This window comes from Bacillus sp. ABR (genome assembly GCF_056172715.1).
The window spans coordinates 708492-733073 of record NZ_JAOYSL010000002.1; the positions used below are offsets into that span (position 1 = coordinate 708492).

The 24582-nt window shown below is 42.4% G+C and carries 22 protein-coding genes and 1 other annotated feature; of the genes, 1 reads left to right on the forward strand and 21 read right to left on the reverse strand.

The window, feature by feature from the left end:
- Positions 1–11: 11 nt before the first annotated feature.
- The 3 genes from lrgA to OIT90_RS09115 all read right to left on the reverse strand — a co-directional run bounded on the left by lrgA (position 12) and on the right by OIT90_RS09115 (position 3084).
- Positions 12–455 carry an antiholin-like murein hydrolase modulator LrgA gene (lrgA, locus tag OIT90_RS09105; RefSeq protein WP_024425718.1) on the reverse strand — a complete coding sequence of 148 codons (444 nt, stop codon included), beginning with the start codon at positions 453–455 and terminating at the stop codon, positions 12–14.
- A 137-nt stretch (positions 456–592) separates the two neighbouring features.
- The gene (locus OIT90_RS09110) at positions 593–1330 is read right to left on the reverse strand and encodes a LytR/AlgR family response regulator transcription factor (RefSeq protein ID WP_039180535.1); all 738 of its coding nucleotides are present in this window, start codon (positions 1328–1330) and stop codon (positions 593–595) included.
- Positions 1327–3084, reverse strand: coding sequence for a sensor histidine kinase (locus OIT90_RS09115; protein WP_064497837.1), 1758 nt, complete (start codon positions 3082–3084; stop codon positions 1327–1329). Before OIT90_RS09115 ends, OIT90_RS09110 begins: the two co-directional genes overlap by 4 nt.
- A 176-nt stretch (positions 3085–3260) precedes the next feature.
- Between OIT90_RS09115 and OIT90_RS09120 the strand changes: the two genes are divergently transcribed.
- Entirely contained in the window at positions 3261–4040 is a 780-nt protein-coding gene (locus OIT90_RS09120) for an HAD family hydrolase (protein ID WP_041086561.1), read from the forward strand.
- Positions 4041–4092: 52 nt separating this feature from the next.
- Here OIT90_RS09120 and OIT90_RS09125 read toward each other — a convergent pair whose 3' ends face one another.
- The 18 genes from OIT90_RS09125 to icd all read right to left on the reverse strand — a co-directional run bounded on the left by OIT90_RS09125 (position 4093) and on the right by icd (position 24438).
- Complete coding sequence (locus OIT90_RS09125; RefSeq protein ID WP_247544436.1) at positions 4093–5013, reverse strand: methyl-accepting chemotaxis protein; 921 nt, start codon at positions 5011–5013, stop codon at positions 4093–4095.
- Between the two features lie 157 nt (positions 5014–5170).
- Positions 5171–7111 carry a threonine--tRNA ligase gene (gene thrS / locus OIT90_RS09130; protein ID WP_024425713.1) on the reverse strand — a complete coding sequence of 647 codons (1941 nt, stop codon included), beginning with the start codon at positions 7109–7111 and terminating at the stop codon, positions 5171–5173.
- A gap of 45 nt (positions 7112–7156) precedes the next feature.
- Positions 7157–7403, reverse strand: a binding site (T-box leader).
- 43 nt (positions 7404–7446) lie between these two features.
- Positions 7447–8316 carry a putative sporulation protein YtxC gene (gene ytxC, locus OIT90_RS09135; RefSeq protein WP_039180544.1) on the reverse strand — a complete coding sequence of 290 codons (870 nt, stop codon included), beginning with the start codon at positions 8314–8316 and terminating at the stop codon, positions 7447–7449.
- Positions 8317–8376: 60 nt separating this feature from the next.
- On the reverse strand, positions 8377–9015 hold the full coding sequence (locus tag OIT90_RS09140) for a TVP38/TMEM64 family protein (protein WP_039183253.1): 639 nt from the start codon (positions 9013–9015) through the stop codon (positions 8377–8379).
- Positions 9016–9048: 33 nt separating this feature from the next.
- Positions 9049–9978 carry a primosomal protein DnaI gene (gene dnaI, locus OIT90_RS09145; protein WP_024425710.1) on the reverse strand — a complete coding sequence of 310 codons (930 nt, stop codon included), beginning with the start codon at positions 9976–9978 and terminating at the stop codon, positions 9049–9051.
- 16 nt (positions 9979–9994) lie between these two features.
- Complete coding sequence (dnaB, locus tag OIT90_RS09150) at positions 9995–11419, reverse strand: replicative helicase loading/DNA remodeling protein DnaB (RefSeq protein ID WP_058838328.1); 1425 nt, start codon at positions 11417–11419, stop codon at positions 9995–9997.
- A 101-nt stretch (positions 11420–11520) separates the two neighbouring features.
- Entirely contained in the window at positions 11521–11979 is a 459-nt protein-coding gene (gene nrdR / locus OIT90_RS09155; protein WP_003216720.1) for a transcriptional regulator NrdR, read from the reverse strand.
- 4 nt (positions 11980–11983) lie between these two features.
- Entirely contained in the window at positions 11984–12370 is a 387-nt protein-coding gene (locus tag OIT90_RS09160) for a hypothetical protein (RefSeq protein WP_047202651.1), read from the reverse strand.
- Between the two features lie 183 nt (positions 12371–12553).
- A complete protein-coding gene (speD, locus tag OIT90_RS09165) occupies positions 12554–12934 on the reverse strand; it encodes an adenosylmethionine decarboxylase (protein WP_003216492.1) in 381 nt (126 codons plus the stop codon).
- A 235-nt stretch (positions 12935–13169) separates the two neighbouring features.
- Entirely contained in the window at positions 13170–14192 is a 1023-nt protein-coding gene (locus tag OIT90_RS09170) for a glyceraldehyde-3-phosphate dehydrogenase (protein WP_024425707.1), read from the reverse strand.
- Positions 14193–14364: 172 nt separating this feature from the next.
- The gene (gene coaE, locus OIT90_RS09175; protein ID WP_047202652.1) at positions 14365–14970 is read right to left on the reverse strand and encodes a dephospho-CoA kinase; all 606 of its coding nucleotides are present in this window, start codon (positions 14968–14970) and stop codon (positions 14365–14367) included.
- 13 nt (positions 14971–14983) lie between these two features.
- On the reverse strand, positions 14984–15616 hold the full coding sequence (ytaF, locus tag OIT90_RS09180; RefSeq protein WP_034279660.1) for a sporulation membrane protein YtaF: 633 nt from the start codon (positions 15614–15616) through the stop codon (positions 14984–14986).
- A 174-nt stretch (positions 15617–15790) separates the two neighbouring features.
- A complete protein-coding gene (gene mutM, locus OIT90_RS09185; RefSeq protein WP_024426140.1) occupies positions 15791–16624 on the reverse strand; it encodes a DNA-formamidopyrimidine glycosylase in 834 nt (277 codons plus the stop codon).
- Positions 16625–16650: 26 nt separating this feature from the next.
- Complete coding sequence (gene polA, locus OIT90_RS09190; protein WP_474892465.1) at positions 16651–19290, reverse strand: DNA polymerase I; 2640 nt, start codon at positions 19288–19290, stop codon at positions 16651–16653.
- 255 nt (positions 19291–19545) lie between these two features.
- Positions 19546–21288: a two-component system histidine kinase PnpS gene (pnpS, locus tag OIT90_RS09195; protein ID WP_058838291.1), complete on the reverse strand. Its 1743-nt coding sequence runs from the start codon at positions 21286–21288 to the stop codon at positions 19546–19548.
- Positions 21281–22009 carry a response regulator transcription factor gene (locus tag OIT90_RS09200; RefSeq protein ID WP_039180559.1) on the reverse strand — a complete coding sequence of 243 codons (729 nt, stop codon included), beginning with the start codon at positions 22007–22009 and terminating at the stop codon, positions 21281–21283. Before OIT90_RS09200 ends, pnpS begins: the two co-directional genes overlap by 8 nt.
- A gap of 184 nt (positions 22010–22193) precedes the next feature.
- Positions 22194–23132, reverse strand: coding sequence for a malate dehydrogenase (gene mdh / locus OIT90_RS09205; protein WP_008356047.1), 939 nt, complete (start codon positions 23130–23132; stop codon positions 22194–22196).
- A 34-nt stretch (positions 23133–23166) separates the two neighbouring features.
- Entirely contained in the window at positions 23167–24438 is a 1272-nt protein-coding gene (gene icd / locus OIT90_RS09210; protein WP_024424789.1) for an NADP-dependent isocitrate dehydrogenase, read from the reverse strand.
- Positions 24439–24582 lie beyond the last annotated feature (144 nt).

Consider the following 24582-nt stretch of genomic DNA (forward strand, 5'->3'; position numbering starts at 1 on the left):
GCATCTCTCCTTTAATGCGTACTTGAAGCTGGTTTATTTGAATGAGAAGGAGCAGATTTACTCTCCTTCGTCTCTTTACGTTTCTGTGGTCTTTCTGATAATTGCATGAGAAGCTGTGAAAACAGCCCTGTCGCTGCAAGTAACATAATGGTTGCAATGATAATGACGCCGACTACTTGCACACCTACTTCTTGCATGACACCTAGTGATTGAATAACTGATATCCCAGAGGGAACAAATAGAAAGCTAATGAGTCCTGTCAATGATGTACCTAATTGCTCCACCTGCTCCAGTTTGACGATTTTCGTTGTTAACAAAACAAATAATAGAACCAAACCAATCACGGATGCGGGCATCGGAATCGGTAAATACATTGAAATGAGATTAGAAACGAACATTACGGTTGCAAAAATAAATGCTTGAGATAAAAATCCATATACTTTCGTGGCACTCATGCCCCTTCACCTCTTTCTTCGACTGCCCTCAGTATAAGACATGAAATAAATGAATGAAGCGTTTACAATAAAACTCGCTGAATTCAATGACTGAAATGCAAAAAACGAGTATTGAAATACAAACAAAAAAAGCCCTCCTACTCTAGCAGGAGTGACTTCTTTAATTCTTTGGCATATGTGCGGCTGACAGGAATGATGGACCCGTCTGTCATATGCAGATTGTACGTCGAATTAAACCACGGCTGTACTTCTTTCATATGAGAGGTATTCACGATATAGCTGCGATGGACCCTCATAAAATAAGCCTCAGGGAGTTTCTTTTCAATGACCACCAGCGGTTCTGTGACCTCATACATGTGATCCTTTGTTTTCACAACCTTTTTCCCCTCGCTTAGTCCTACATACATGATCTCTTCAACTTGCAGGATCACAATAGAGTCATCAACTGATATCGCTAATTTTTGCTGATGGGGTATTTTCTCATCTAACAGCTGGTGCTCTTGCGTTTCAACAGATTTCCATTTTTTAAACTTTTGAATGGTCTGGAGCAAACGCTCTTCATCGAATGGTTTTGTTAAGTAATCAAGCGCACTTACCTCAAACGCCTTCAGCGCATATTGATCAAAGGCTGTCGCAAATACAACCGCTGGCGGATCAGACATCCGGTTGAGCCTTTTGGCAATATCAAATCCATTCTCACCAGATAAATCAATGTCTAAAAAGAGCAGATCCGGCTTCTGATCAACCATCCGATCAAAAGCAGATTCTATATTTTCTGCTTCCTCTATTTGAACTTCCTCTTTCGTTCTTCGTAATAAGTATTTTAATTCATCTCTTGCTAATACTTCATCATCTACAATTAATACCTTCATCAATGAGAATCATCCTTTTTTACATAATCCATTGGAATGCGAAATGAGATGTCAGTGCCTTGGTCACTATGAATCGATAAAGCAGCTTGTCTGCCAAAAATCCCTCTTAACCGCTGATCTAAATTAAAAAGGGCTGTCCCTGTTCCTTCTAGTGATTCGACAGGCGCTTTTAATAGTTGAGCCATCTTATCATCTTCAATTCCCTGCCCATTATCTGTTACTTTCATATAAACATGCCCATCTTTCATCAAAGCGGATACGATGACTTCACAATTTGTTTGATGTTTAGGAAAAGCATGTCTCACAGCGTTTTCAACAAGCACCTGAATCACAAAGGGCGGAATCATCACCTGCTCCAGCTCCTTTTCAATTTGAAAGGTCACATGGTACTTATTTGGAAATCTTGCTTGTTCAAGTGACAAATATGCCTCCACATGCTGAATCTCTTTATGCATCGGAATCAGCAGCTGGCGGGCACCTTGCATATTTGAGCGAAAATAAATACTTAGCTGCAACAGCAGCTTCCTTGCCATCTCCACATTGGTTCTGCACAAAACAGAGATGGTATTAATGGCGTTAAATAAAAAGTGCGGGTTCACTTGTGCTTGAAGGGCTTTGATCTCTGCATCTTTTAGCAGGCGGCTTTGAGTTTCCGCCTCTCCAAGCTCAAGCTGTGTGGAAAACAGCATCGCCAAACCTTCTGCAAGCTCCTCTTCCACCCTGCTTAATCCGACCGGAGAATTGAAATACATTTTTAACGTCCCGATCGTTTGACCGTTAGAAGTGAGCGGCAGCACGATTGCGGCTTCAAGAGGGCAATGAGCGACGGAACAATTGATTTCGCCCTTCGAATGTGCCTTCATAATCTTGCCGCTCATCAAGACTTGTTTCGACAGCCCCGTAATCAGGCTTTTAGATGGAATATGATGATCTGTTCCATCTCCGACATGCGCTAAAATCTTTTCTGTATCTGTTAAAGAGACCGCATCTGTTTCAGTCAACCGATGAATGATCTCCGCCACACTTTTACAAGACTGTTCATTTAACCCTTGGCGGAAAAAAGGCAGTGTTTGATCGGCGATCAAAAATACACGATGCGTCTGCATCGCCTTTGCCTGCTCTTCTTGCCGAATGACTGACTGTAAAATAGATAAAAAGATAAAGCTACCGATTCCATTCACAAAAATCATCGGCAGGGCAATGATACTGACTAGCCCCCATGCATCGGCGAATGGCCTTGCAAACAGAAGGATAATGATCATCTGTAATGATTCCATCGCCACACCAAAAAAAGCTGCTTGGCGAGGTGTCACCATTCGATTCCTCCGCTTAAACCTGCTGCCGACATAACCTGCAATGACACCGGCTAAAATGGAAGAAATCGCACAGCTGAGCGCGGTGCTTCCTCCAAGGGAATAGCGATGAATTCCAGCTAAAAGCCCTGCACCAATCCCTACAAACGGCCCCCCGATCAAACCGCCCATTTCGATCCCCATAATTCTCGTATTGGCGATAGAGCTTGACGAGCCGAGATGATAAGAAAACTCATGATTCATGACAATTTGCTGCTGGATTTCAATTCCTGTGTAATTGCTGATAATGCTAAAAGAAGCAAAAATGAAGACAAGGATTGCCTTTTTCCGAAATCCTTGATTATGTAGCAATAGATTGCGAAAGCCCTTCACATGAGCAAGCACAAATCCTAGAATAACGATGATCCCTACACGCTCGATCATCATGATAATTAAATGAAGCAAACCGGCCACCTCAATTGATGTATGTCTTCTCTACTGTCTTTCTATTCTATCATGTGCGGTCAATGATCAAAGATCTCTCAAATCTTTTCTTTATTGGCCTCTTCTTCTATTGTAAAATGAACATGAGCCTGTCACTTGCAATTGAAGGTAACACATACATAACAAGGGAGAAGATCATGAAAGCCGTATTTTTCGATTTAGATGATACTTTGCTTTGGGACGAAAAAAGCATTCACACAACTTTTCAGGAAACTTGCCGGGAAGCGGAAAAAAAATATGGACTCGATCCAGAATCGTTTGAACAGATTGTACGTGAAGAAGCAAGAAAGCTGTACTCTTCCTATGAAACATATGATTATACTGTCATGATCGGCATTAATCCTTTCGAAGGACTGTGGTCCAATTTTAGTGAACCGATTAGCGAAGGCTTTCAAAAGCTGAACGCCATTGCACCAGAATATCGCAAAAACGCTTGGACCAATGGCTTAAGGGCAGCGGGAATTGACGATGAGGCATTTGGACAATATTTGGCTGATTTCTTTGCAGCAGAGCGTAGGAAACGCCCATATGTCTATGAAGAAACATACCCTGTTTTAAACCGCCTGAAAGGCAGCTACGAATTGCTCCTTTTAACAAACGGAGATCCTAGCCTTCAAAAGGAAAAACTTGCGGGTGTTCCTGAGCTTGCTCCTTATTTTAACGAGATTGTGATTTCAGGGGATTATGGGAAAGGCAAGCCTGATCCAGGTATCTTTGAGCACTGCCTTCAGCTGTTAAACTTAACAAAAGACGAAGTGATTATGGTTGGGGATAATCCAAAAACAGATATTCTCGGCGCATCTCGCGTTGGCATCCAAACCGTTTGGATCAATCGCCATGGCAAGAAAAATGAAACAGATGTGACACCTGATTACGAAATCAAAGACTTACATGAATTGTTTGATATATTAAAATAAAACAAAAAAACACCCTTCTCCTGACGAGATTGGGTGTTTTTTATTCACAGAGCTAAATGATTGATGCTAGACTTTGCGCTTGCCGGTCTAAGCCGCGTGCTGCTTCTCCTACAATGATGAATTCTTCGCTTGCCAGCTTTACAAGATCCCGGTTTGTAAACACGGTTGTCTTTGCCCTGCTTGTTCCGCTGCTGACCTTCTCTACTTCTGCATGGATCGCCTTCACATATTGATCTACCTTGACGATCGCTTCTTTTGAATTTGTCGCAAGCTTTCGAATTTCTGCTGCCACTACACTAAAGCCATTTCCATAGGAACCCGCATGTGCCGCTTCTATTGCCGCATTTAAGGCGAGTAGCTGGGTTTGCGAGGATATGCTGTTAATGGTTGACGCAATGGAGCTGATGGACTCTACCTGCTCTGTTAATCCTTTTAGCAAGCTCATATTTTGATCGGTTTCGTTTGCTATATGATTAAAGGAGGCATTGACACTTTGACTATGCTGAATGCCAACTTCTGCTCGTTCCATTAATTTCGCAGACATCTCCTTTAAGTCTTCTACAACCTGTTTCATCGAGAGTTCTCTCTCCGTAATATCTGTCGCCACTTTCACAACACCCACTACAGTTCCTTCTTCATCTCGAACAGGTGAATATGTCGCTTCAAGCCATAAGCTGCTGCCGTCTTTTGTGACCCGCTGCACTTTTTCCTGAAAGACTTGACCTTCTCTCAAACGCTTCCAAAACATGTGATAGCTTGTGTGTTCTGTAATATGTGGAGGACAAAACTGTCTATGTTTAAGACCGATCATCTCTTCTTTAGAATATCCCATGGCTTTTGCAAAAATATCGTTCACCCATAGAACTTCACCTGCCACATTAAATTCAATCATTGCCAGCGAGTGCTCTAAAGCACGAAGAACAGCTGATTGCTCCAATACTTGTGACGATAAAGTGTTTGTTGTTTGCTTCATCGATTTCATTCCCCCAATTTGTCTCAAACCAATAGTACATACTTACCCTTACTTTTGTACTATCTAAACGTCTCTTTTTAGGAATTGGATCACTATTGGAGAAAGTTTTCCAAAAAGAAAAAAGCCAGTGATCTAAAAAGAATCACTGGCTGCTTCATTATTTTTTCGCTTCTGCTACTGCATGTTTCACAAAGGCTTCAAGATCCATTGTTTCTGAATCTTGTTCCCCATATTTTCTAACATTGACAGCGCCATTTTCTGCTTCTTGATCTCCGACAACAAGCATGTACGGAATCTTTTGCATTTGCGCTTCTCTAATTTTGTATCCGATCTTTTCATCACGGCTGTCAAGCTCTACACGAAGACCTTCAAGCTGTAAACGTTCTTGCACTTTTTTCGCATAGTCTAAATGAACAGACGGTGAAACCGGGATGACTTGGAATTGTACAGGTGCCAGCCATGTTGGCAGCGCTCCTTTGTATTCTTCAATTAAGAAGGCAACGAAGCGTTCCATTGTAGAAACAACGCCTCTATGAATGACGACTGGACGATGGTGCTTTCCATCTTCTCCGATATATGTGAGATCGAAGCGTTCTGGAAGTAAGAAATCAAGCTGTACAGTGGATAATGTCTCTTCTTTTCCAAGAGCTGTCTTCACTTGTACATCAAGCTTCGGACCATAAAATGCTGCTTCGCCTTCTGCTTCATAATAATCGTGGCCAAGCTCGTCCATTGCATCCTTCAGCATCGATTGTGCTTTATTCCACATCGCATCGTCATCGAAATACTTCTCAGTATCTTCTGGATCACGGTAAGATAAGCGGAATGTGTAGTCATTCAAGCCAAAGTCTTGATACACTTCTTCAATTAAGCGAACTGTACGGATGAACTCGTCTTTGATTTGATCTGGACGAACAAAGATGTGTGCATCGTTTAATGTCATACCGCGGACACGCTGAAGGCCGGATAAGGCACCTGACATTTCATAGCGGTGCATTGTACCAAGCTCTGCAATACGAATTGGCAATTCGCGATAGCTGTGCGGCTCGTTTTTGTAAATCATCATATGGTGCGGACAGTTCATCGGACGAAGAACAAGATCTTCGTTGTCCATTTCCATCACGGGGAACATGTCTTCTTGATAATGCGCCCAGTGTCCTGATGTTTTATACAACTCAACATTCGCAAGAACTGGTGTGTACACATGCTCATAGCCAAGACGCACTTCTTTATCGACAATGTAACGCTCGATGACGCGGCGGATCGTTGCGCCTTTTGGCAGCCAAAGCGGAAGTCCTTGACCAACTTTTTGGGAATTTGCAAACAGCTTCAGCTCTTTTCCAAGCTTACGGTGATCGCGTTCTTTCGCTTCTTCAAGCAGACGTAAATGCTCATTTAAATCTTCTTTGCTGAAGAAAGCTGTTCCGTAAATACGCTGAAGCATTTGGTTGTTACTGTCACCTCTCCAGTATGCACCTGCAAGGCTTAACAGTTTAAACTCTTTGATTTTCCCTGTAGACGGCAAGTGAATCCCGCGGCAGAGGTCAAAGAATTCACCCTGCTCATAAATCGTCACAGCTTCACCTTCTGGAATCGCCTCTAACAGCTCAAGCTTCAACTCATCACCAATCGCTTCAAAGCGCTTTTTCGCTTCTTCTCTTGATACTTCAATTCGCTCAATTGGCAGATTGCTGTTAATGATTTTCTTCATTTCTTTTTCAATCTTTGGTAAGTCTTCAGGTGTGATGGCTACATCGATGTCCACATCATAGTAGAAGCCATTTTCGATGACAGGACCTACGCCAAACTGAACGTGATGTTCTTTTCCATACAGGCGTTTGATCGCCTGCGCTAGCAAATGGGCTGTGCTGTGGCGCATAATGTCGAGTGCTTCTTCACTTTTATCTGTGATGATCTCGATTGTTCCACTTTCTAATAGCGGCGTACGCAGATCTATTTCTTTACCGTTCAATTTACCGGCAAGTGCTTTTTTCTTTAGGCCCGGGCTAATTGATGCCGCGATGTCTTCTGTTGTCGCTGTTTTGTCAAACTCCTTGACTGCTCCATCTGGAAATGTAAGTTGAATTTGTTCTGACATCTCTGGTCACTCCTTTTTTTGGCAATATAAAAACCCCGCCCCCTGGAAAGGGACGAGGTTGAATAAACGGAATCGTGGTTCCACCCTTTTTCCCGTACTTGCAGCTTGCTTTTCATAAGCAAATACGGCTTGCGGTTCGATAACGGGAATTCCCGTCAGCCATTACTAAAAAGTTCACAGCTGATGTTCAAAGGTGGTAAAGCAAATGGTCCTCTGCTAGGAAGCTTTCAGCCGCGGCTTCCCTCTCTTTAAGCGGGTGTTCATTTGTTCATGTCCTTATCAATACGGTCTCTGTATGAAGTTACACCGTATTATAAAACGTTTTTTCGTGAAAATCAAGAAAGCTTTTCACTTTTCTTGTCGAAATGGTCATGTACAAATTGAACATTGTGCTCTTGGAATGAATGAGATGGGAACACCTCGACCCTTTCTTGAAAAATATTTTGAATCGTTTGCACCATCGAGTGACCTGTATCATTTGTAAATAGGTCAATTTTTTGCGGTGCAATGGAGACAAGCGGTGCAATCAGCTGCGAATCAATATACATTGGATGCTCTCTTACAAACTGTCTGTCTATGTATTGTTTTTGATCACGCTCAGAAGCGTAGCGAAATTCCCAAATCACCAGGCGGTCCTGATGCACAACATGTACTTTTTCGAGCCTAGGCTCTCTTGCCATCACATAGTCTCGAAGCGATTGAATGAAGTTTTGATACTCTTGCTCCATTTTGTATTCTTCAATGGACACTTCAACATAGTTCTTCAGCCTTCGATCATACTCTGACAGCCTAAATGTCATAAATGAACCAATTGAAAAAACACCTTGCTGTAAAGAAATTGCCTCAAGCTCCTTTTTTAAAAGGGCTTCTCTTGACGGCTCTTGCTGAATGCCGGGAATATCATCTAAGTCCCCGTTCATGATACTGTGAGCGATGGAAAGAATTTGGTGCTGCTCTTCGGGATCTTTAAATAAATAGGTGTTTTCAAGGATGCTGCGCATGCGCTCATTTTCTTTGCATTCCAAAAAAAAGTGAACCAATAATGGCCGCACAATGTGCTCAAGTGCTTCTTCTGATTCCTTCGCCTCTATGAGAAGCCGGTCTTTCCCTTGTTGAATTGACATGTGATGCCGACTGTCCAAGTGTTCAGCAAGATGTAAAAAAGCGGCGGTATCATATTCATCTTCAAAGATTATTTCAAGCATGTTTGTCCCCCCTAACGACATCTGTTACATATATATGGGGGAAACATAAAAAATAGACGCCTAAAATAAATCAGGCATCTTTCTTTTTAAAATGAGTGGAACGGAGATAAAGATCAAATAAATCAAACAAACAACCACTAAGGCGGCATAATTGCCGCTGACAAAGCTTGAGCCGAGAACATTTAACGCAATTGTACCCGGTATTAAGCCTAAAAAGGTGGCTGCCACAAATGCACGATAATTTGCACGTGAAGCGGCTGCCGCATAGCTGACAAAATCAAAATGAATCGGTGCAATACGCAATAACAAAATATAAAGAAATCCATGCTCCTGAATGCGGGACGTCACCGCTTTCAGCTTCCGGCTGTTTGATTCCGTTTCCTTCTTTTTCGCACGAAAGGTTGACGCAATCATGAAGGAGCCTGTTGCCCCGGCTGTCGCCCCAATGAGGGCATAAATCGTCCCAAGGACACTGCCGAATGCCAAACCTGCTGCCAGCGAAAAGACTGTAATCGGGACGAGAACAAACGGGCGAAAAAGAGATAAGAAAAGAAAAACAAAGGGAGCCAGTATCCCAAATTGAAGCACCCAATTCTTCACATCTTTCGGCGCGAGCTGAAGATGCTGTTTATTCAGCCACCACAACGCAGCAGCAAGAATGCCAATCACAAGAAAAAGCAGCCATTTTCTTTTGTTCATTTCATTTGCTCCTCCTTCAGGTGACATACGTTTTTATAAATGACGGCGATTTTCTCCTTCGAGCAAGACCGGCTCTGCTAAATAGAGAATCCGTTCCATTAAACGAGCGGCTTTGACCTCTTCTTTTTCCCCGCGCTGTGAGTACGTAAAGTGATGCTTCAGCTCATTTGGTGAGAAATTAGAAGAGAAAAACGTCGGCAGCTGCTCTGCCATACGGTATTGTAAGATCGTACCGAGCAGCTCATCCCGCACCCAGCTTGTCATCGATTCTGCTCCAATATCATCAAGCATTAAAATCGGGGTGGATTTAACCATATTCAGCTTTTCTTCTAGCGTATGATCAGCTAACGAATTTTTTAACTCTCTCACAAATTCAGGCACGTAAACAAGGAGAGATGGGTATTCTTTCTCCGCTAGCTGCTGCGCAATGGCTGCCAGAATATACGTTTTTCCTACTCCAAATTTTCCGTGTAAATACAAGCCTTTTCCTTTTCCAGTCTCATCATAGCTTTGGAGGAATTGACCTACTTTTTGGATGACCTCTTGTCTTCCCACAACGTTCAGATCAGCGAACGTCGCTTGAAGGACATTTTGCGGAATATACATGCTTTTCATCAGCTCTTGCTGTTTTTTCTGTCTATCGAGCCGCAGCTTGACTGGACAAGGGGAATATTCAATATCAATACTCTGACCTTTGATTACAAGCTTCGGGTGATACCCATCTAAAATGGCATTGACGTTTTCGTCATCTAAGCAGTAAGAGCAACCCTTCGACTGCTGCACATATTCAAAGAGCCGGTTCAAGCTGCGATTGATCATGTCTTCATGTATTTCTTCTTGATGCTTCTGTAAAAAGGCCTTCACATCTTCATCAGATAACACACTTTCTTTAATCTGATTGTATCTCACGCGAAAATCTACTCGTCCTTTTAGCTGTTCAAATGAACGACCGATCGGTTTCATCCCATCTCACCTCACCTTAATGTGCATTGTACTTTTTCATATTTTTAAACTGATCTAACAGTTTTTCTTTTTCTCGTTCGAGGTCTTCTGTAGACAGATTGTCCGTTTGCTCTTTTGCCGGCTGTTCTTTCGTTTCGGTTTCTTTCATCCAGTCAGGCAGTTTCTCTTCCCTGACGACTTTTCCTGAACCATATGTGCTGCGCTGCTTTTTCTGCTGCGCCCACTCTGTCATTTGTCTGTTCTCTTCTTTGGCAATTTTCATCGCCGCAGCAACGGTTTTGATTTTCTTTCTTACCCAATGAGCGGCGATTTTTTGCATGTATGTTTTCGACAGCTTCATATCTGTTTTGAGTAAGGTATAGTAGATGAGAACATTCATGACACCTGGCTCTAGCTGCTGCTCGAGCATGATATCTTCGACAATTCTTAGGTCGGCATACGTCGGCTCAATGCCATCTGCCATGTCTTTTAGCAGCTCTCTAGGCGAAATATGATCCAGCTTTTCAATCAATTTTGCATCTGGAGTATCCGCTGCCGGCGTCTTTGAAGCATCTTGCCGCAAGTGTCTTGGCTGTTTTTGATCAATCAGCTTTGGCTGTTCGCCTCTGTATTCAATTTGGTACCAGTCTCTTGCTGCTTTTCTCAGCTCTTCTGTTGAGATCATTTGATCCGAACCGCATGCACCTGCTACAATATTTTGCATTTGAAGCGGGGTGATGCCGTATACAACAGCTAACTTCTTAATTGTTTCTTTTACCTGCTTAGTCAAAGCCTTTCTTGGAATCATCATGTCAGACATACCCGCTAACAATAGATCGAAATCGAAGGATTCGTCTGAGAGTGGTGCCGGCTGACTCGATCCAACGGTCACATATTCATAGCCTTGATCAAGCGATGTCGCCTGATGAATCTCTTCTGTCATCTTGCGTTCGCCTGGCTGCAACACGTGAAAGACTTCTTCAAACGACCGTGAAATGTTCTTTGCTTCTGCAGGAACACCTGGATAAGAGAAATAATCACGAAGCTGCATATATTTTGCTTTCTCTACACGATGGTACAGCAGGACATTCAGCATACCATCTTGGAAAAATTCATCCGGTCTTAGCGGCGGTACAAGCTCATATGTAAACAGTCTGCCTTCTTCCGTTTCCTGTTCATATGTGCGGAGTAAGCCGATTGCTTCAAGCTTTAAACGTTCCTCAAAAATATCATTTAAATTCGTCTGCAGCATGACCATGAGCTGCCGATGAGGTGCAGGTTTTCCCCACATACGATTTTGTTCCAGCTCTCCCCAAAGCGTCATGTATAAGCTGAAAGCGGACATGCCAATAAGCGGCTGATATAAAAGAGTGATGAGCTGTCTATCGATGTCACCGAGCAATGAAGCGCTTTTGACGACATACGGATCGACGGCTAGCACTTCCTTCCAATGCTCTGTCATTTGCTGATCCTCCCCATGAATTGCGATTGTTTCCATTGTACACTCTTTTTGCGTTTTACGCTTTACGCAGGAAAAAGAGCATGAAGAATCTCCAGCTCTTTTTAGCGTTCTTTCTTTAATAGATCTTTTAATTCATCAATAAAGACATTGATGTCTTTAAACTGCCGGTAAACCGAGGCAAACCTAACGTAAGACACTTCATCAATTTTCGCCAGCTCGTCCATCACCATTTCACCTACAAGCTCGCTTTTCACTTCTGACATGCCTTGATTGCGCAGTTCTTTTTCGATATTAAAGCAGACATCCTCCAGCTGCTTTAAAGCGACAGGACGCTTTTCACACGCTTTGATAAGTCCTCTCAGCATTTTTTCGCGGCTGAATTCTTCTCGAATTCCTTCTTTTTTCACCACAATCAGCGGTAATTCTTCTAATTTTTCAAACGTCGTAAAGCGATATTGGCAGCTTTCGCACTCTCTTCTACGACGGATGGATTTCCCTTCATCTACTGGTCTTGAATCAAGCACCCTTGTGCCAAGGTGCTGACATGTGGGACATTTCATATCATCAGCTCCGATCTATTCTTGGAAGTTGTTTGTCTAGTTCATCATAAAGGGACAGAACGGTCTTCTGACTATAGCCGAAATCTGTTGGCAGGGCCGTTTCTGTTGTCACATTAAAATCGACAGCTGTTTCAAAAGGACGAATTGAAATGACAGTCGCCACGAGAAAGGCTTTTTTCGGCAATCGTATGTTTGCGCTGATTTCACCTCGTTCTGCTGAAACAGATGTCACTTGATAGGAATCGTTTCGGGAAAGAATGGCTTCCACCGCTTGAAAAACTTGTGCATTCGTCGATTTGTAGTAATGGCTTTTCAGTTCTGACACTGGATGCTCGTCAGATGTTTCTGTATGGTTTGACATGAACCGTTTAAAATTTTGTCTTAAAATCATACACGTATCCCCTTTGCCATAATGCCTCTTTCTTTATTTTATAAAAAAAACCTTTGTTTTCCTAGAACAAAAGTATAGACAAGCTGGGGAATGTTGGATTTTTTCTCAAATAAATATAAAAAGGAGCATAACACAAAGGCATTTAATGCTTTTGGCCAGCTCCCATTGCAATCTTTTTTATGTTTACAGTGCTTTGGCTTGTGCCTGTTTTACTTGTACAGGTCCCATGCCTCGAGGAATTTCGATGTTTTCTCTTGTTTCAGCACCTAATTCATCTCCGATATGATCTGCTGCAATATTCGGATCTAGGTCGCCGCAAGTATAAACATCTATGCTCGCATAACCATGTTCAGGAAAGCTGTGAATTGTCAGATGAGATTCAGAAATAATGACAACTCCACTTACTCCTTGAGGTGCAAATTTGTGAAAAGCAACCTCTCTTACCTCAGCTCCTGATTTCAAAGCTGCATTTACAAACGTTTTTTCAATAAAATCCATGTCGTTCAGTTTATCACAGTCGCATCCCCATAGCTCGGAGATAACGTGACGTCCGATTGTTTCCATCATGGACCCCCCTTTAAACAAGAATGAAAGAGTGAAGTTCTAAGCAGCCGGACCGGACATATACCACGGGGGAAAGTTAGTCCTAAGAGGTCCTAACCCTTTAAGTATACCCGAATGAGTCTGCGAACAAGAAGTTCACGAAAAATAGTATACTTTGTTTAGACCCATTTTGCAAGCTGTGTTTTTAGTGGGATTTTCTCTCATTTCTTGAAAAGGGACGATCGTCTTCTTCATTTCAAACAGCAGAAAGCTCTTTCATCTGTGCGCCGACAAATTTCACAAGGTCAACCACTCGGCATGAATAACCCCATTCATTGTCATACCATGCAAGAACTTTTACTTTTCTCCCTTCCATTACCATCGTTGTCAATCCATCAACGACTGCTGAGTAAGGGTTCGTGTTAAAGTCCGTAGAGACAAGCGGCTCATCTGTGTAATCTAAAATACCAGCAAGAGATGTTTTAGATGCATTTGAGAAGGCTGCATTGACTTCTTCTGCTGTGACATCTTTTTTTAAGTCTACAACAAGGTCAACCATCGACACATTGGAAACTGGCACGCGGAGTGCAAGCCCATGCAATTTCCCTTTCATGTGCGGAAGCACTAAAGAAAGCGCTTTAGCGGCACCTGTCGTAGTTGGAATAATGGACTGAGCACATGCTCTTGCCCGGCGCAGATCCTTATGCGGGTTATCGATATTTTTTTGATCATTTGTATAAGCATGAACCGTTGTCATTAACCCGTTGTCGATGCCAAATTCATCATCTAACAGTTTCACAACTGGTGCTAAACAGTTTGTTGTACAAGATGCGTTTGAAATAATGACGTGCTTTTCAGGATCAAGATCATCCTCATTGACACCCATCACAATCGTAATGTCTTCATTTTTACCTGGAGCTGTTAGAACGACTTTTTTCGCTCCAGCATCTATATGGCCCATCGCTTGATCTTTTGAATTAAATTTACCTGTTGCTTCAATGACGATATCAATCCCAAGCTCTCCCCATGGAAGCTGCTTTGGATCTCTATTATTAAGCAAAAGCACTCTTTTGCCATTTACAATCAAGGCGTCATCTTCTGCTGTCACATCACATTCGTAACGTCCATGATTTGTGTCATATTTAATTAAATGTGCTAGCGTTTCGGCAGGATAGCTTGCGTTCACCGCTACAATTTGAATTTGATCATCAAGCATTGCTTTTCTGAAGACCATGCGTCCAATTCTGCCAAACCCATTGATCGCTGCTTTTACCTTCATGAACAGGTCACTCCTCTATTATGTGTTATACTCAATAAATTTATTTATGAAATTAGTATATCACATTAGAATGTAATTGCCAGTATATAAACGTATATTTTCTAAAAAGGGCTGTTCTTTTCAAAGGAAATCAGAATAAAGCATAAAAAAAGAAGAGTACGTGTATGTACTCTTACTTATCTGTATGTTCCCATTCATTTAATATGTTCTGCAATTGCTTTCTGATAAACGCGAGATCTTGTGTGTTCTCTATCACGCGGTCTGCTTTTTTACATTTCTCCTCAAGAGACTGCTGAGAGTGAATACGATTCAGCGCTTCTTCCTCACTGAGGTCATTTCGATTCATGAGCCGCGACAGCTGCAATTCAGGCGTTGTATACACCACAATGATGCGGTCGACAAGGCTTTCCAGCTGACTTTCAAATAAAAGCGGGATATCGAGGACAACGAAGGTTTCTTGCTGACTAACCCCTTCATCTCGCTGTTTGAGCATTTCCTTTCTCACTTCAGGATGAACAATCGCATTCAGCTGCTTTCTTTTCTCTTCATCAGAAAAAATGATGGCTCCAAGCTGCTGCCGGTTCAGCTCCCCATTTGGCAGGAGAACATCCTCGCCAAAGGTTTGAACGATTTGTTGAAGAGCTGGTGTACCTTTGGCAACCGCTTCTTTTGCAATGACATCTGCGTCCACGACCCGGATGCCCTGCTCTTTTATCATTTGCGAGACGGTGCTTTTTCCACTAGCAATCCCGCCTGTTAATCCAATGACAAGCGTCAATTGATTTCCTCCTTTACAGCTTCCACACCCCAATTAAAATGAGCAGAAGCCCTGGTAAGCATGCAAGTTTATCGATCCAGCGCCAATTTGCCAAGTAATGACCGGAACGAAGCCCGATACACACAAAGAGTGAGCTCATTACGGCCACAGTGATACTCATGACAATTGGTGAAAAGCCTAGAATCGCAGCGCCAATCCCTGCGCCAAATGCATCAATGGATAAAGCAATCCCAAGAAGCACTGCTTCTATTCCATTGATCGTCCCAGAACGGTCAATATCTGCACTTGTCGGCTTGCGCAAAATTTGAATGACAAGACCAAGTGACTGCACTTCCACATTAAGCAATGTCTTTTCATGAAGTAGCAAATCACGCTCTTTCGCTGGTTTGTAAAATTGATAAAGGACCCAAAGTCCAATGGCGATCAAAATGCCTCCACCAAGTTTATCTGTCACTGAGACAGGGAGGAATGTCGTCAGCAGGCTGCCAATCAGCATAGAAATGAGCAGCACAATCCCTGAACAGCATGCAATAATGACAATCGCTTTAAATGGAATCTTCATTTTACGAAGTCCATACGTAAAGCCTACAGAAAAGCTGTCAATGCTGACTGCAATAGCTAAAAACAGGAGCGAAATCGAAATCATACCTGAACTCTTCCTTTCTGTTCATGCAACGATGATCAAGAGTCTCTAGGCGTCCTTAGACTCTTCTTCACTATATGAAGAGCAGGTGGGCTGTGTGTCAGTCTACACCTTGCTGAAAAATGAATGTTTTTTATCGTATGCACAGCAAAAAGGAAGCATGCTGATGGCTGATTTTTATTGAGGACGTTTTTGGCAGGTTACACAAAAATGTGTGCCGCGCCCTCCGACTACTGTTTTCTCAATGATGCTTCCGCATGTTTGACAAGGCTCTCCCCGCCGGTCATACACAAGAAGCTGCAGCTGAAATGTTCCAATATCACCTTGTGAATTGATATATGAGCGAATCGTGCTTCCTCCTGCATCTACCGCTACTTGAAGTGTATCGATAATATGCCTGTGAAGCACTTTACACGATTCAAGGCTGAGCTGATTCGCTTTTGTTTCTGGATGAATGCCTGCTTTAAACAAAACCTCATCTACATAAATATTACCTAGTCCCACGACAATCTTTTGATCAAGCAGCGCTGTTTTGACCACACGGGATGTTTTTTTCAATTGCTCCCATAAATATTCCGGAGTGAATTGATCATCAAAAGGCTCATACCCCAGCTGTGAGAGCGGGAGTTCCTTTTCCTCTTCCCCCGGCTGAAATAAATGCATTGTGCCAAATTTACGCACATCATGATACCGAAGCTCAGTACCATCTGTAAAAGTAAAGACGACGTGTACATGTTTATCGTATGGCTCATGCGCTTCATGTACACGGTATTTCCCTTCCATCCTTAAATGGGAGACCATTACGTAGTGGTCTAAATGAAAGAGCAGGAACTTTCCTCTTCTTTCAATGGTTTGTATCGTTTCTCCTACCATCCTTCTTGCGAACTCTTCCGGCTCCCCAGGACGTTTGATGATATTTGGCCATTTGATATCGACCGTTTCAATCGTTTTTCCTTCGACTAACCGCTTGAGTGTGCGCCGGACGGTTTCAACTTCTGGTAATTCCGGCATGCTCCTCGCTCCTTTTTCTCTCTCTATTATTTTGCGTCGTACCAAGATGGGCCTGAAGCAAAATCAACTTTTAGCGGCACATCTAGCTGAAGTGCATTTTCCATGACTTCAGGGACAATTTTTTCGAGTATGGCAATTTCTTCTTTCGGCGCTTCGAAGATCAATTCATCGTGCACCTGTAATAAAAGATTTGCCTGCAAGTTTTCTTCTTTTAACTTACGCGCCATATCAATCATGGCTTTTTTAATAATATCAGCTGCACTGCCTTGGATCGGTGTGTTCATGGCTGTTCTTTCCGCAAAGCTTTTGATATTAAAATTGCGGCTGGTGATATCCGGGATATACCGTCTGCGTTTGAGAAGTGTCGTGACATATCCTTTTTGTTTCGCTTCCTGCACAATCTCTTCCATATAGGTTTTCACGCCTTTAAAGCTTGTTAAATAGCGTTCGATAAAGGCAGCTGCTTCTTTTCTAGTGATCCCAAGATTTTGAGATAATCCATAGTCACTGATTCCATATACAATTCCGAAGTTGACAGCCTTGGCTTGTCTTCTCATAGAGGAAGTCACTTCTTCTTCTGAGACATGGAACACGTCCATCGCTGTTTTCGTGTGAATATCCATATCTTGCGTAAACGCTTCGATCAAATTCTCATCCTGAGAAATATGAGCGAGAACACGCAGCTCAATTTGTGAATAGTCAGCAGCAAACATAAGCCAGCCTTCTTTTGATGGAACGAATGCTTGACGAATCTTCCGTCCTTCCTCTAAACGAATTGGGATGTTTTGCAGGTTTGGATCTGTTGAGCTTAGTCTTCCTGTTTGCGTGAGCGCTTGATTAAATCGTGTATGCACTTTATGTGTATCCTTGCGCGTTACCTTCATCAAGCCTTCCACATAGGTCGATTGGAGCTTTCCAATTTGGCGGTAATGCAGAATAGACCGAATGATTTCGTGCTTATCTTCAAGCTTTTCAAGAACATCCGCAGATGTCGAGTAGCCTGTTTTTGTCTTTTTAATAATCGGCAGACCTAATTTTTCAAAAAGAATCACGCCAAGCTGTTTAGGAGAATTGATGTTAAACGCTTCTCCTGCTAAGCGGTGAATGGTTTCCTCATATTCTTTCAGCTTTTTCGCTAACTCTTCACCCATCTTCTCTAGGCGCTCAATATCTACCTTTACGCCAAGTGATTCCATCTCACCTAAGATGAGGGCCAGCGGCAGCTCTAAGTCTTCATACAGTTCATGTTGATCATTTTTTTCTAGTGCTTCAAGTGTTAAGTCATGCAGAGCAGAGATCGCCGCTGCTTTTCGCCCAAGATGTTCCTTCAGTTCATCTTCAGGTGGGATCGCCTGCTTTGCTCCTTTTCCGTACACTTTTTCATCAGAAAATGCGATGTTCAGGCCGTATTCCTTCGCTACACTTGCGACGTCCTCATAGGATTTCTGAGGATTGACGACATAGGAAGCGAGCAGGACATCGTTATCGACACCTTTTAGATCGACATCGTGCCATCTGAGGGCGACAACTGCTCTTTTTGAATCGAAGACCCATTTCTTCTTCGTTTCATCCTGTACCCATTGTTTAAATGCATCTGATTGAAGTGCATCTTCTTTCGTGATAAAAAATGCACCGTTTTCATTATGGATCGCAAAACCGATCAAATCCGCTTCATGATAATTATCTCCAAGCTGTTCTACCACAAGGGCGGCGTGATCTGTCAGCATTTCATCCGTTACATCAGTCATTTTTTTCACTTCTAATGCTTCAACTTCGACCTGTTCACCTGTTTCTGGTGCTTCCCCTAGACGCTCTAGCAGCGTTTGAAAGCCTAGTTCTTTATAAAGAGAGATCACTTGATCCATATGAGGACCTTCATATGCGAGATCCTTGCTTGATACATTAATTGGCGCTTCTACAAGAATCGTTGCGAGTTGTTTACTCATCACCGCTTGCTCTTTATATTCTTCAAGCTTTTCTTTGAGTTTTTTACCACTGACTTCGTCAATATGTTCAAGCAGGTTTTCTACCGTTTCAAACTGCTTTAACAATTTTATCGCTGTTTTTTCCCCTACACCGGGCACCCCTGGGATATTATCTGAGGAATCTCCCATCAAGCCTTTCATATCGATGATTTGATCTGGGCGCAGACCATATTTTTCTTCAATATGAGCCGGTGTGTAATATTCTACTTCTGTAATGCCTTTTTTCGTAATTGCCACCGTCGTATGGTCTGTTGAGAGCTGCGTTAAGTCCTTGTCTCCTGAGAAAATTTTCACTTCAAAGCCGTCTTTTTCTGCCTCCACAGCCAATGTCCCGATAATATCGTCAGCCTCGTATTGAGGAAGCTCGTACCTTTTCACCTGATAGGCATCTAATAGTTCACGGATAAACGGCATTTGTTCTGATAGCTCTGGCGGCGTTTTTTGTCTTCCGCCTTTATATTCTTTAAATGTCTCGTGGCGGAACGTTGTTTTCCCCGCATCAAATGCGACGAGCATATGGGTTGGCTTCTCGTCCTCGAGCATCTTCATTAAAATCATTGCAAAGCCATAAATGGCATTTGTATGGACGCCTTTATCATTTGATAATAGCGGCAAAGCAAAAAAAGCTCGATAAGCGAGACTGTTTCCATCCACTAGTACTAATTTCTTTTTGTCTGTCATGTTTTAATCCTCCATCGGCTGAGCCATTTCAGCCGTCTCTTTCACACATTGTATCATCATTTTATCAAAGTTTATTTTGAAAAGAAAATAGTCGAACCTGCATAAAAAAAGGGACGAAAACAACAAGTGTTTTCGTCCTTACAAAATTGGCTCCTTGGATGAAGGGGTTCCTATTCATCCTACCAATGATTGTTTAACTTAACATGAATCCATTGTAAAGATCATGTAAATTTTAACGTGACTTTCCTTTTTTCCCTATTTTGATTTCAGGCTCACTGTAAAAGTCGTTCCTTTGCCTTGTTTGCTATGGACTGAAATCGTCCCTTCATGCGCCTCCACAAGGTGTTTGACAATCGCAAGACCAAGTCCTGTTCCGCCTGAATTTCTACTTCTATCTTTATCAATTCGATAAAATCTCTCAAATATTCTTGGAATCTCTCTTTTCTTCATGCCGATTCCTGTATCTGCTACATCAAATTCATAGGCGCCTTTCCGCGGTCTTGCCGAAATGGTGACACTCCCTCCCTCTGGTGTATAGGTAAGGGCATTGTTGACGAGATTGAGGAAGATTTGCTTTAATCTCAGCGGATCTGCCATCACATAGACAGGCTCTTTCGGGATGCGCACTTGTAATTGAATACCTTTTTCCGCAGCCTTTTGTTTTAAAAGGACTTCAATCTCTTGAATGATTTCTGACGCATTGGCGTCTTGAATATTTAGTTTGAAATGCTGCTGCTCGATTTTGGAAAGATCGAGTAAATCTTGAATGAGAGTTTCGAGTCGGACACTCTCTTTTAAAATGATGGAAAGGAATTGTGTCAGCGCTTCTTTGTCATCAATTGCTCCATCAAGAAGGGTTTCGGAGAATCCTTTAATCGACGTAATCGGTGTCTTTAATTCATGAGACACATTGGCGACAAAATCTTTTCGCATTTGCTCGAGCTGCTTTGTTTCTGTCACGTCATGAAACACAAGGACAATTCCTTTCCATTCATCGTCTGTACTTAAAATTGGGACACCATCCACTTGGAAGTAGCGCCGTTCAATGTCAACGGCTAGGCGCAAAAACTTCCGCACCTTCGTTTCTGTCATAAAAATTTCGTCAATCAGCTCAATAATTTCGTCATGTGTAAATGCTTCATGATACAGCTTGTGCATGTAAATGTGCTTTTGCACCTTAAACTGCTTGCGGAAGGTTCGATTGACTAGGTTGATATACCCCATCTTATCAATCAAAATAATTCCTGCACCGATGTTTTCAATGACTGTTTGCAGACGGTCCCGCTGCATTTCCCCAGTGCTTGTCATTTCTTGAAGGCTTTCTGCCAGACGTTTCATTGATGTATTAAGCTCACTAGTTTCAATGATGAGCTCTTCATAATGATTGGTATCATAGTTCCCACGTTCCAGCTGTTTGGCTACCTTTGTGGCATAATCTATCGGTTTTACATATTTCATCGACATGCGGTATCCAAAGAAAACGATGATAATAATCGCCGAGCCAAGACAAACGGCTAATGCGAGCCAAAGCTGGCCATCAATTTCATTTAAAGGCTGGAATGAAGCATGGAGAAATAAATAGCCTGCCGGTTCGTTTTGTTTCAGAATAGGGACTGCGTAATGAAACAGCGCATCCTTCTCATCCTCAATGACGACGCCTTTTGTTTGAAGCCGTTCATTGTTCAGTGTGTTTTGAATGATGCCCCTTTGCTCCGCTTGACCCGTTGTATGTATGATATTCCCCTTCAGATCCACAATTGACGCATTCATGTCGAGATGCTGCTTTGCCTGGTTGAGGATCTCCTTGTTTTGCTTCGCCTGCAGATCATCACCATCCATGGAAGAAAGAAGAAAGCTCGATTCATTTTCCATTCGTTCCGTTAATTTTGTTTCATAAAAAACATGGAACATGTGATCCAAGAAAAGGCCAAGTGCAACAAACACAATAAAAAGGAGAAAAATAAGTCCCGAAAACAGGCGGGTTCTTATTTTACTCATTTGGCTTTGGCTCCTCCAATTTGTAGCCTAAGCCGCGAATGGTTTTAATGTATGTTGGTTTTTTCGTATTCTTTTCAATTTTGTCCCGCAAGTGGCTGATGTGTACATCCACAATACGAGTGTCTCCTGCAAAGTCATAATTCCAAACGGCACTTAGCAGCAGATCACGTGTGAGGACACGTCCTTTATGCTTGGCCAAATAAAGCAGCAGTTCAAATTCCTTCGGCGTAAGCTCTAGACGTTCTTCTTGGAAGTAGACTTCGTAGTGTTCTGGTAAAATGCGCAGTTCACCAATTTTGATTTGGTCTGCAATGACCTCTTCCTTGTCCTCTTGCGTGGGGGCAGGCTGAGATTGCTGCGCTCTTCTTAAGATGGCTTTTACCCGAGCACCCACTTCTCTAGGACTGAATGGCTTTGTCATGTAATCATCGGCTCCAAGTTCAAGGCCGAGCACCTTATCAAATTCATCGTCCTTTGCTGTCAGCATTAAAATAGGGAACATCATTTTTTGAATTCTCAGTTGTTTGCACACTTCAATGCCGTCCATCTTCGGAAGCATTAAATCTAATACAATGAGATCAGGCTGTTCACTTGCTGCTTTTTCAAGCGCTTCTTCCCCATCTCTTGCTGTGACGACATCATAGCCCGCCCTTTCAAGGTTATAGCTTAGAAGTGTTACAATCGATTCTTCATCATCCACAACTAATATTTTTTTATTCATGTTGTGCCTCCAATTAGTGATTTCCCCTGCATCCTTTTTTTTGTATCTTATGTGAAAAGCGAGAAGTCATGCTTTCTCTTTCATTTTAACGAAAGCTTAACAAGAGGACAATTTAAAATTTCGACAAGATTTGTTTTGTAAACAAAAAGAAGGCCCCTCATAAGAGAAGCCTTCCTTTTTCATATTAAGACAATACTTTCATGACGTTCTTAACAGATTCAACAGAACGGTCAAGCTGACTTCTTTCTTCTTCTGTCAGCTCAAGCTCAATGATCTGCTCAAGGCCGTTTCCACCTACGATTGTTGGTACACCAAGGTAAATGCCTTCGTAGCCATATTCACCTTCAAGGTAAGCAATCGTTGGGATTACGCGGCGCTGATCTTTTAGAATCGCCTCAACCATTTCTACAAGTGAAGCAGCAGGTGCATAATAGGCACTACCGTTACCTAATAGGTTCACGATTTCGCCGCCGCCTTTTCTTGTTCTTTCAACAATCGCATCAATTCGATCTTTTGGAATCAATGTTTCAAGCGGGATACCGCCTGCATAAGAGTAACGAACAAGCGGAACCATGTCATCGCCATGTCCACCAAGGACAAAGCCCGTCACATCTTTGACAGATAGATTTAATTCTTGAGCAACAAACGTACGGAAACGTGCTGTATCAAGAATACCCGATTGTCCAATGACTTTTTCTTTTGGTAATCCTGATTCTTTATAAACTGCATATGTCATTGCATCAACAGGGTTTGTTAACACAACAATAATGGCTTCTGGAGAATATTTAACGATTTCGCGTGTCACGCTGCGCATGATTTTTTCATTTGTTGACACGAGATCGTCACGGCTCATTCCCGGCTTTCTTGCAATTCCTGCCGTAATGACCACGACATCAGAACCGGCTGTATCTTCGTAGTTAGAAGTGCCTGTAATGTTCGCATCGAAGCCTTGAACAGGGCTTGCTTCCAGCATATCAAGAGCTTTCCCTTTTGTTGGGTTCTCAAGCTGCGGGATATCAACTAAGACGACATCCGCTAATTCTTTTTGAGCTGTTAAAAATGCTGTAGTTGCTCCAGTAAAACCTGCTCCGATGACAGATACTTTTTTACGCTTGTTTGCCATTTCCTTTTTCCCCTTTAACTTTAAAGTTTAAGAATCAAGACAAGTTTTTGATGAGCTCGTCAGCAAACTCAGAACATTTTACTTCTGTTGCGCCATCCATTAATCTAGCAAAATCGTAAGTGACGACTTTAGATGCAATTGTTTTTTCAACAGATTGAATCACTAGATCAGCTGCTTCCTGCCAGCCAAGGTGCTCAAGTAACAGCACGCCTGATAGAAGAACAGAAGATGGATTCACTTTATCAAGACCAGCATATTTTGGTGCTGTTCCGTGAGTCGCTTCAAAAATAGCGTGTCCTGTTTCGTAGTTGATGTTCGCACCTGGTGCGATACCAATTCCACCAACTTGTGCTGCAAGTGCATCAGAGATGTAATCTCCATTTAAGTTCATTGTAGCCACAACATCGAACTCAGCTGGACGAGTTAGGATTTGTTGAAGGAAAATATCTGCAATGCTGTCTTTGACAATGATTTTGCCAGCAGCTTCTGCTTCACTTTGCGCTTTGTTTGCCGCATCTTTTCCATCTTGTTCTACAATACGATCATATTGTGCCCATGTAAAGACTTTGTCGCCAAACTCTTTTTCAGCCACTTCGTAACCCCAGTTTTTGAAGGCACCTTCTGTAAATTTCATGATGTTTCCTTTGTGAACAAGCGTCACAGATTTACGGCCTTGGTCAATTGCATATTGGATAGCCGCTCTGACAAGACGGGATGTTCCCTCTTCAGAAACTGGCTTGATTCCGATACCAGACGTTTCTGGGAAACGGATTTTGTTCACACCTAATTCGTTTTTCAAGAAGTCAATTAACTTCTTCACTTCGTCTGAACCTTTTGCATACTCGATACCAGCATAAATATCTTCTGTGTTCTCACGGAAGATCACCATGTCTGTGTCTTCTGGACGTTTAACAGGAGAAGGTACGCCTTTGAACCAGCGAACTGGACGTAAGCATGTGAATAAATCAAGCTCTTGTCTAAGTGCCACGTTTAATGAACGGATTCCTCCGCCAATTGGTGTTGTTAGTGGTCCTTTAATAGCAATTAAGTATTCACGAATGTCTTCAAGCGTTTGCTCAGGAAGCCACTCTCCAGTTTTATTGTAAGCTTTCTCACCTGCATATACTTCTTTCCAAGTGATTTGCTTTTCACCTTTATATGCTTTTTCTACAGCTGCTTCAAGTACTCTTGATGCTGCTTTCCAAATGTCAGGACCGATTCCGTCCCCTTCGATAAACGGGATGATTGGATTATTTGGTACATTCAATACGCCGCCAGTAACTGTAATTTTTTCGCCTTGTGACAATGATATTACCTCCCAGGTTATGTAGTGAATATTTGAAACTTCTTGGCTTGATGTCTGCAAGCAAAAAAGTTTTTCACGTGATTCGTTTTTTGTTGATGTTGATATGGAGGCTGATTGGCCTTTTGAAATCAGCCCCCGCTTATT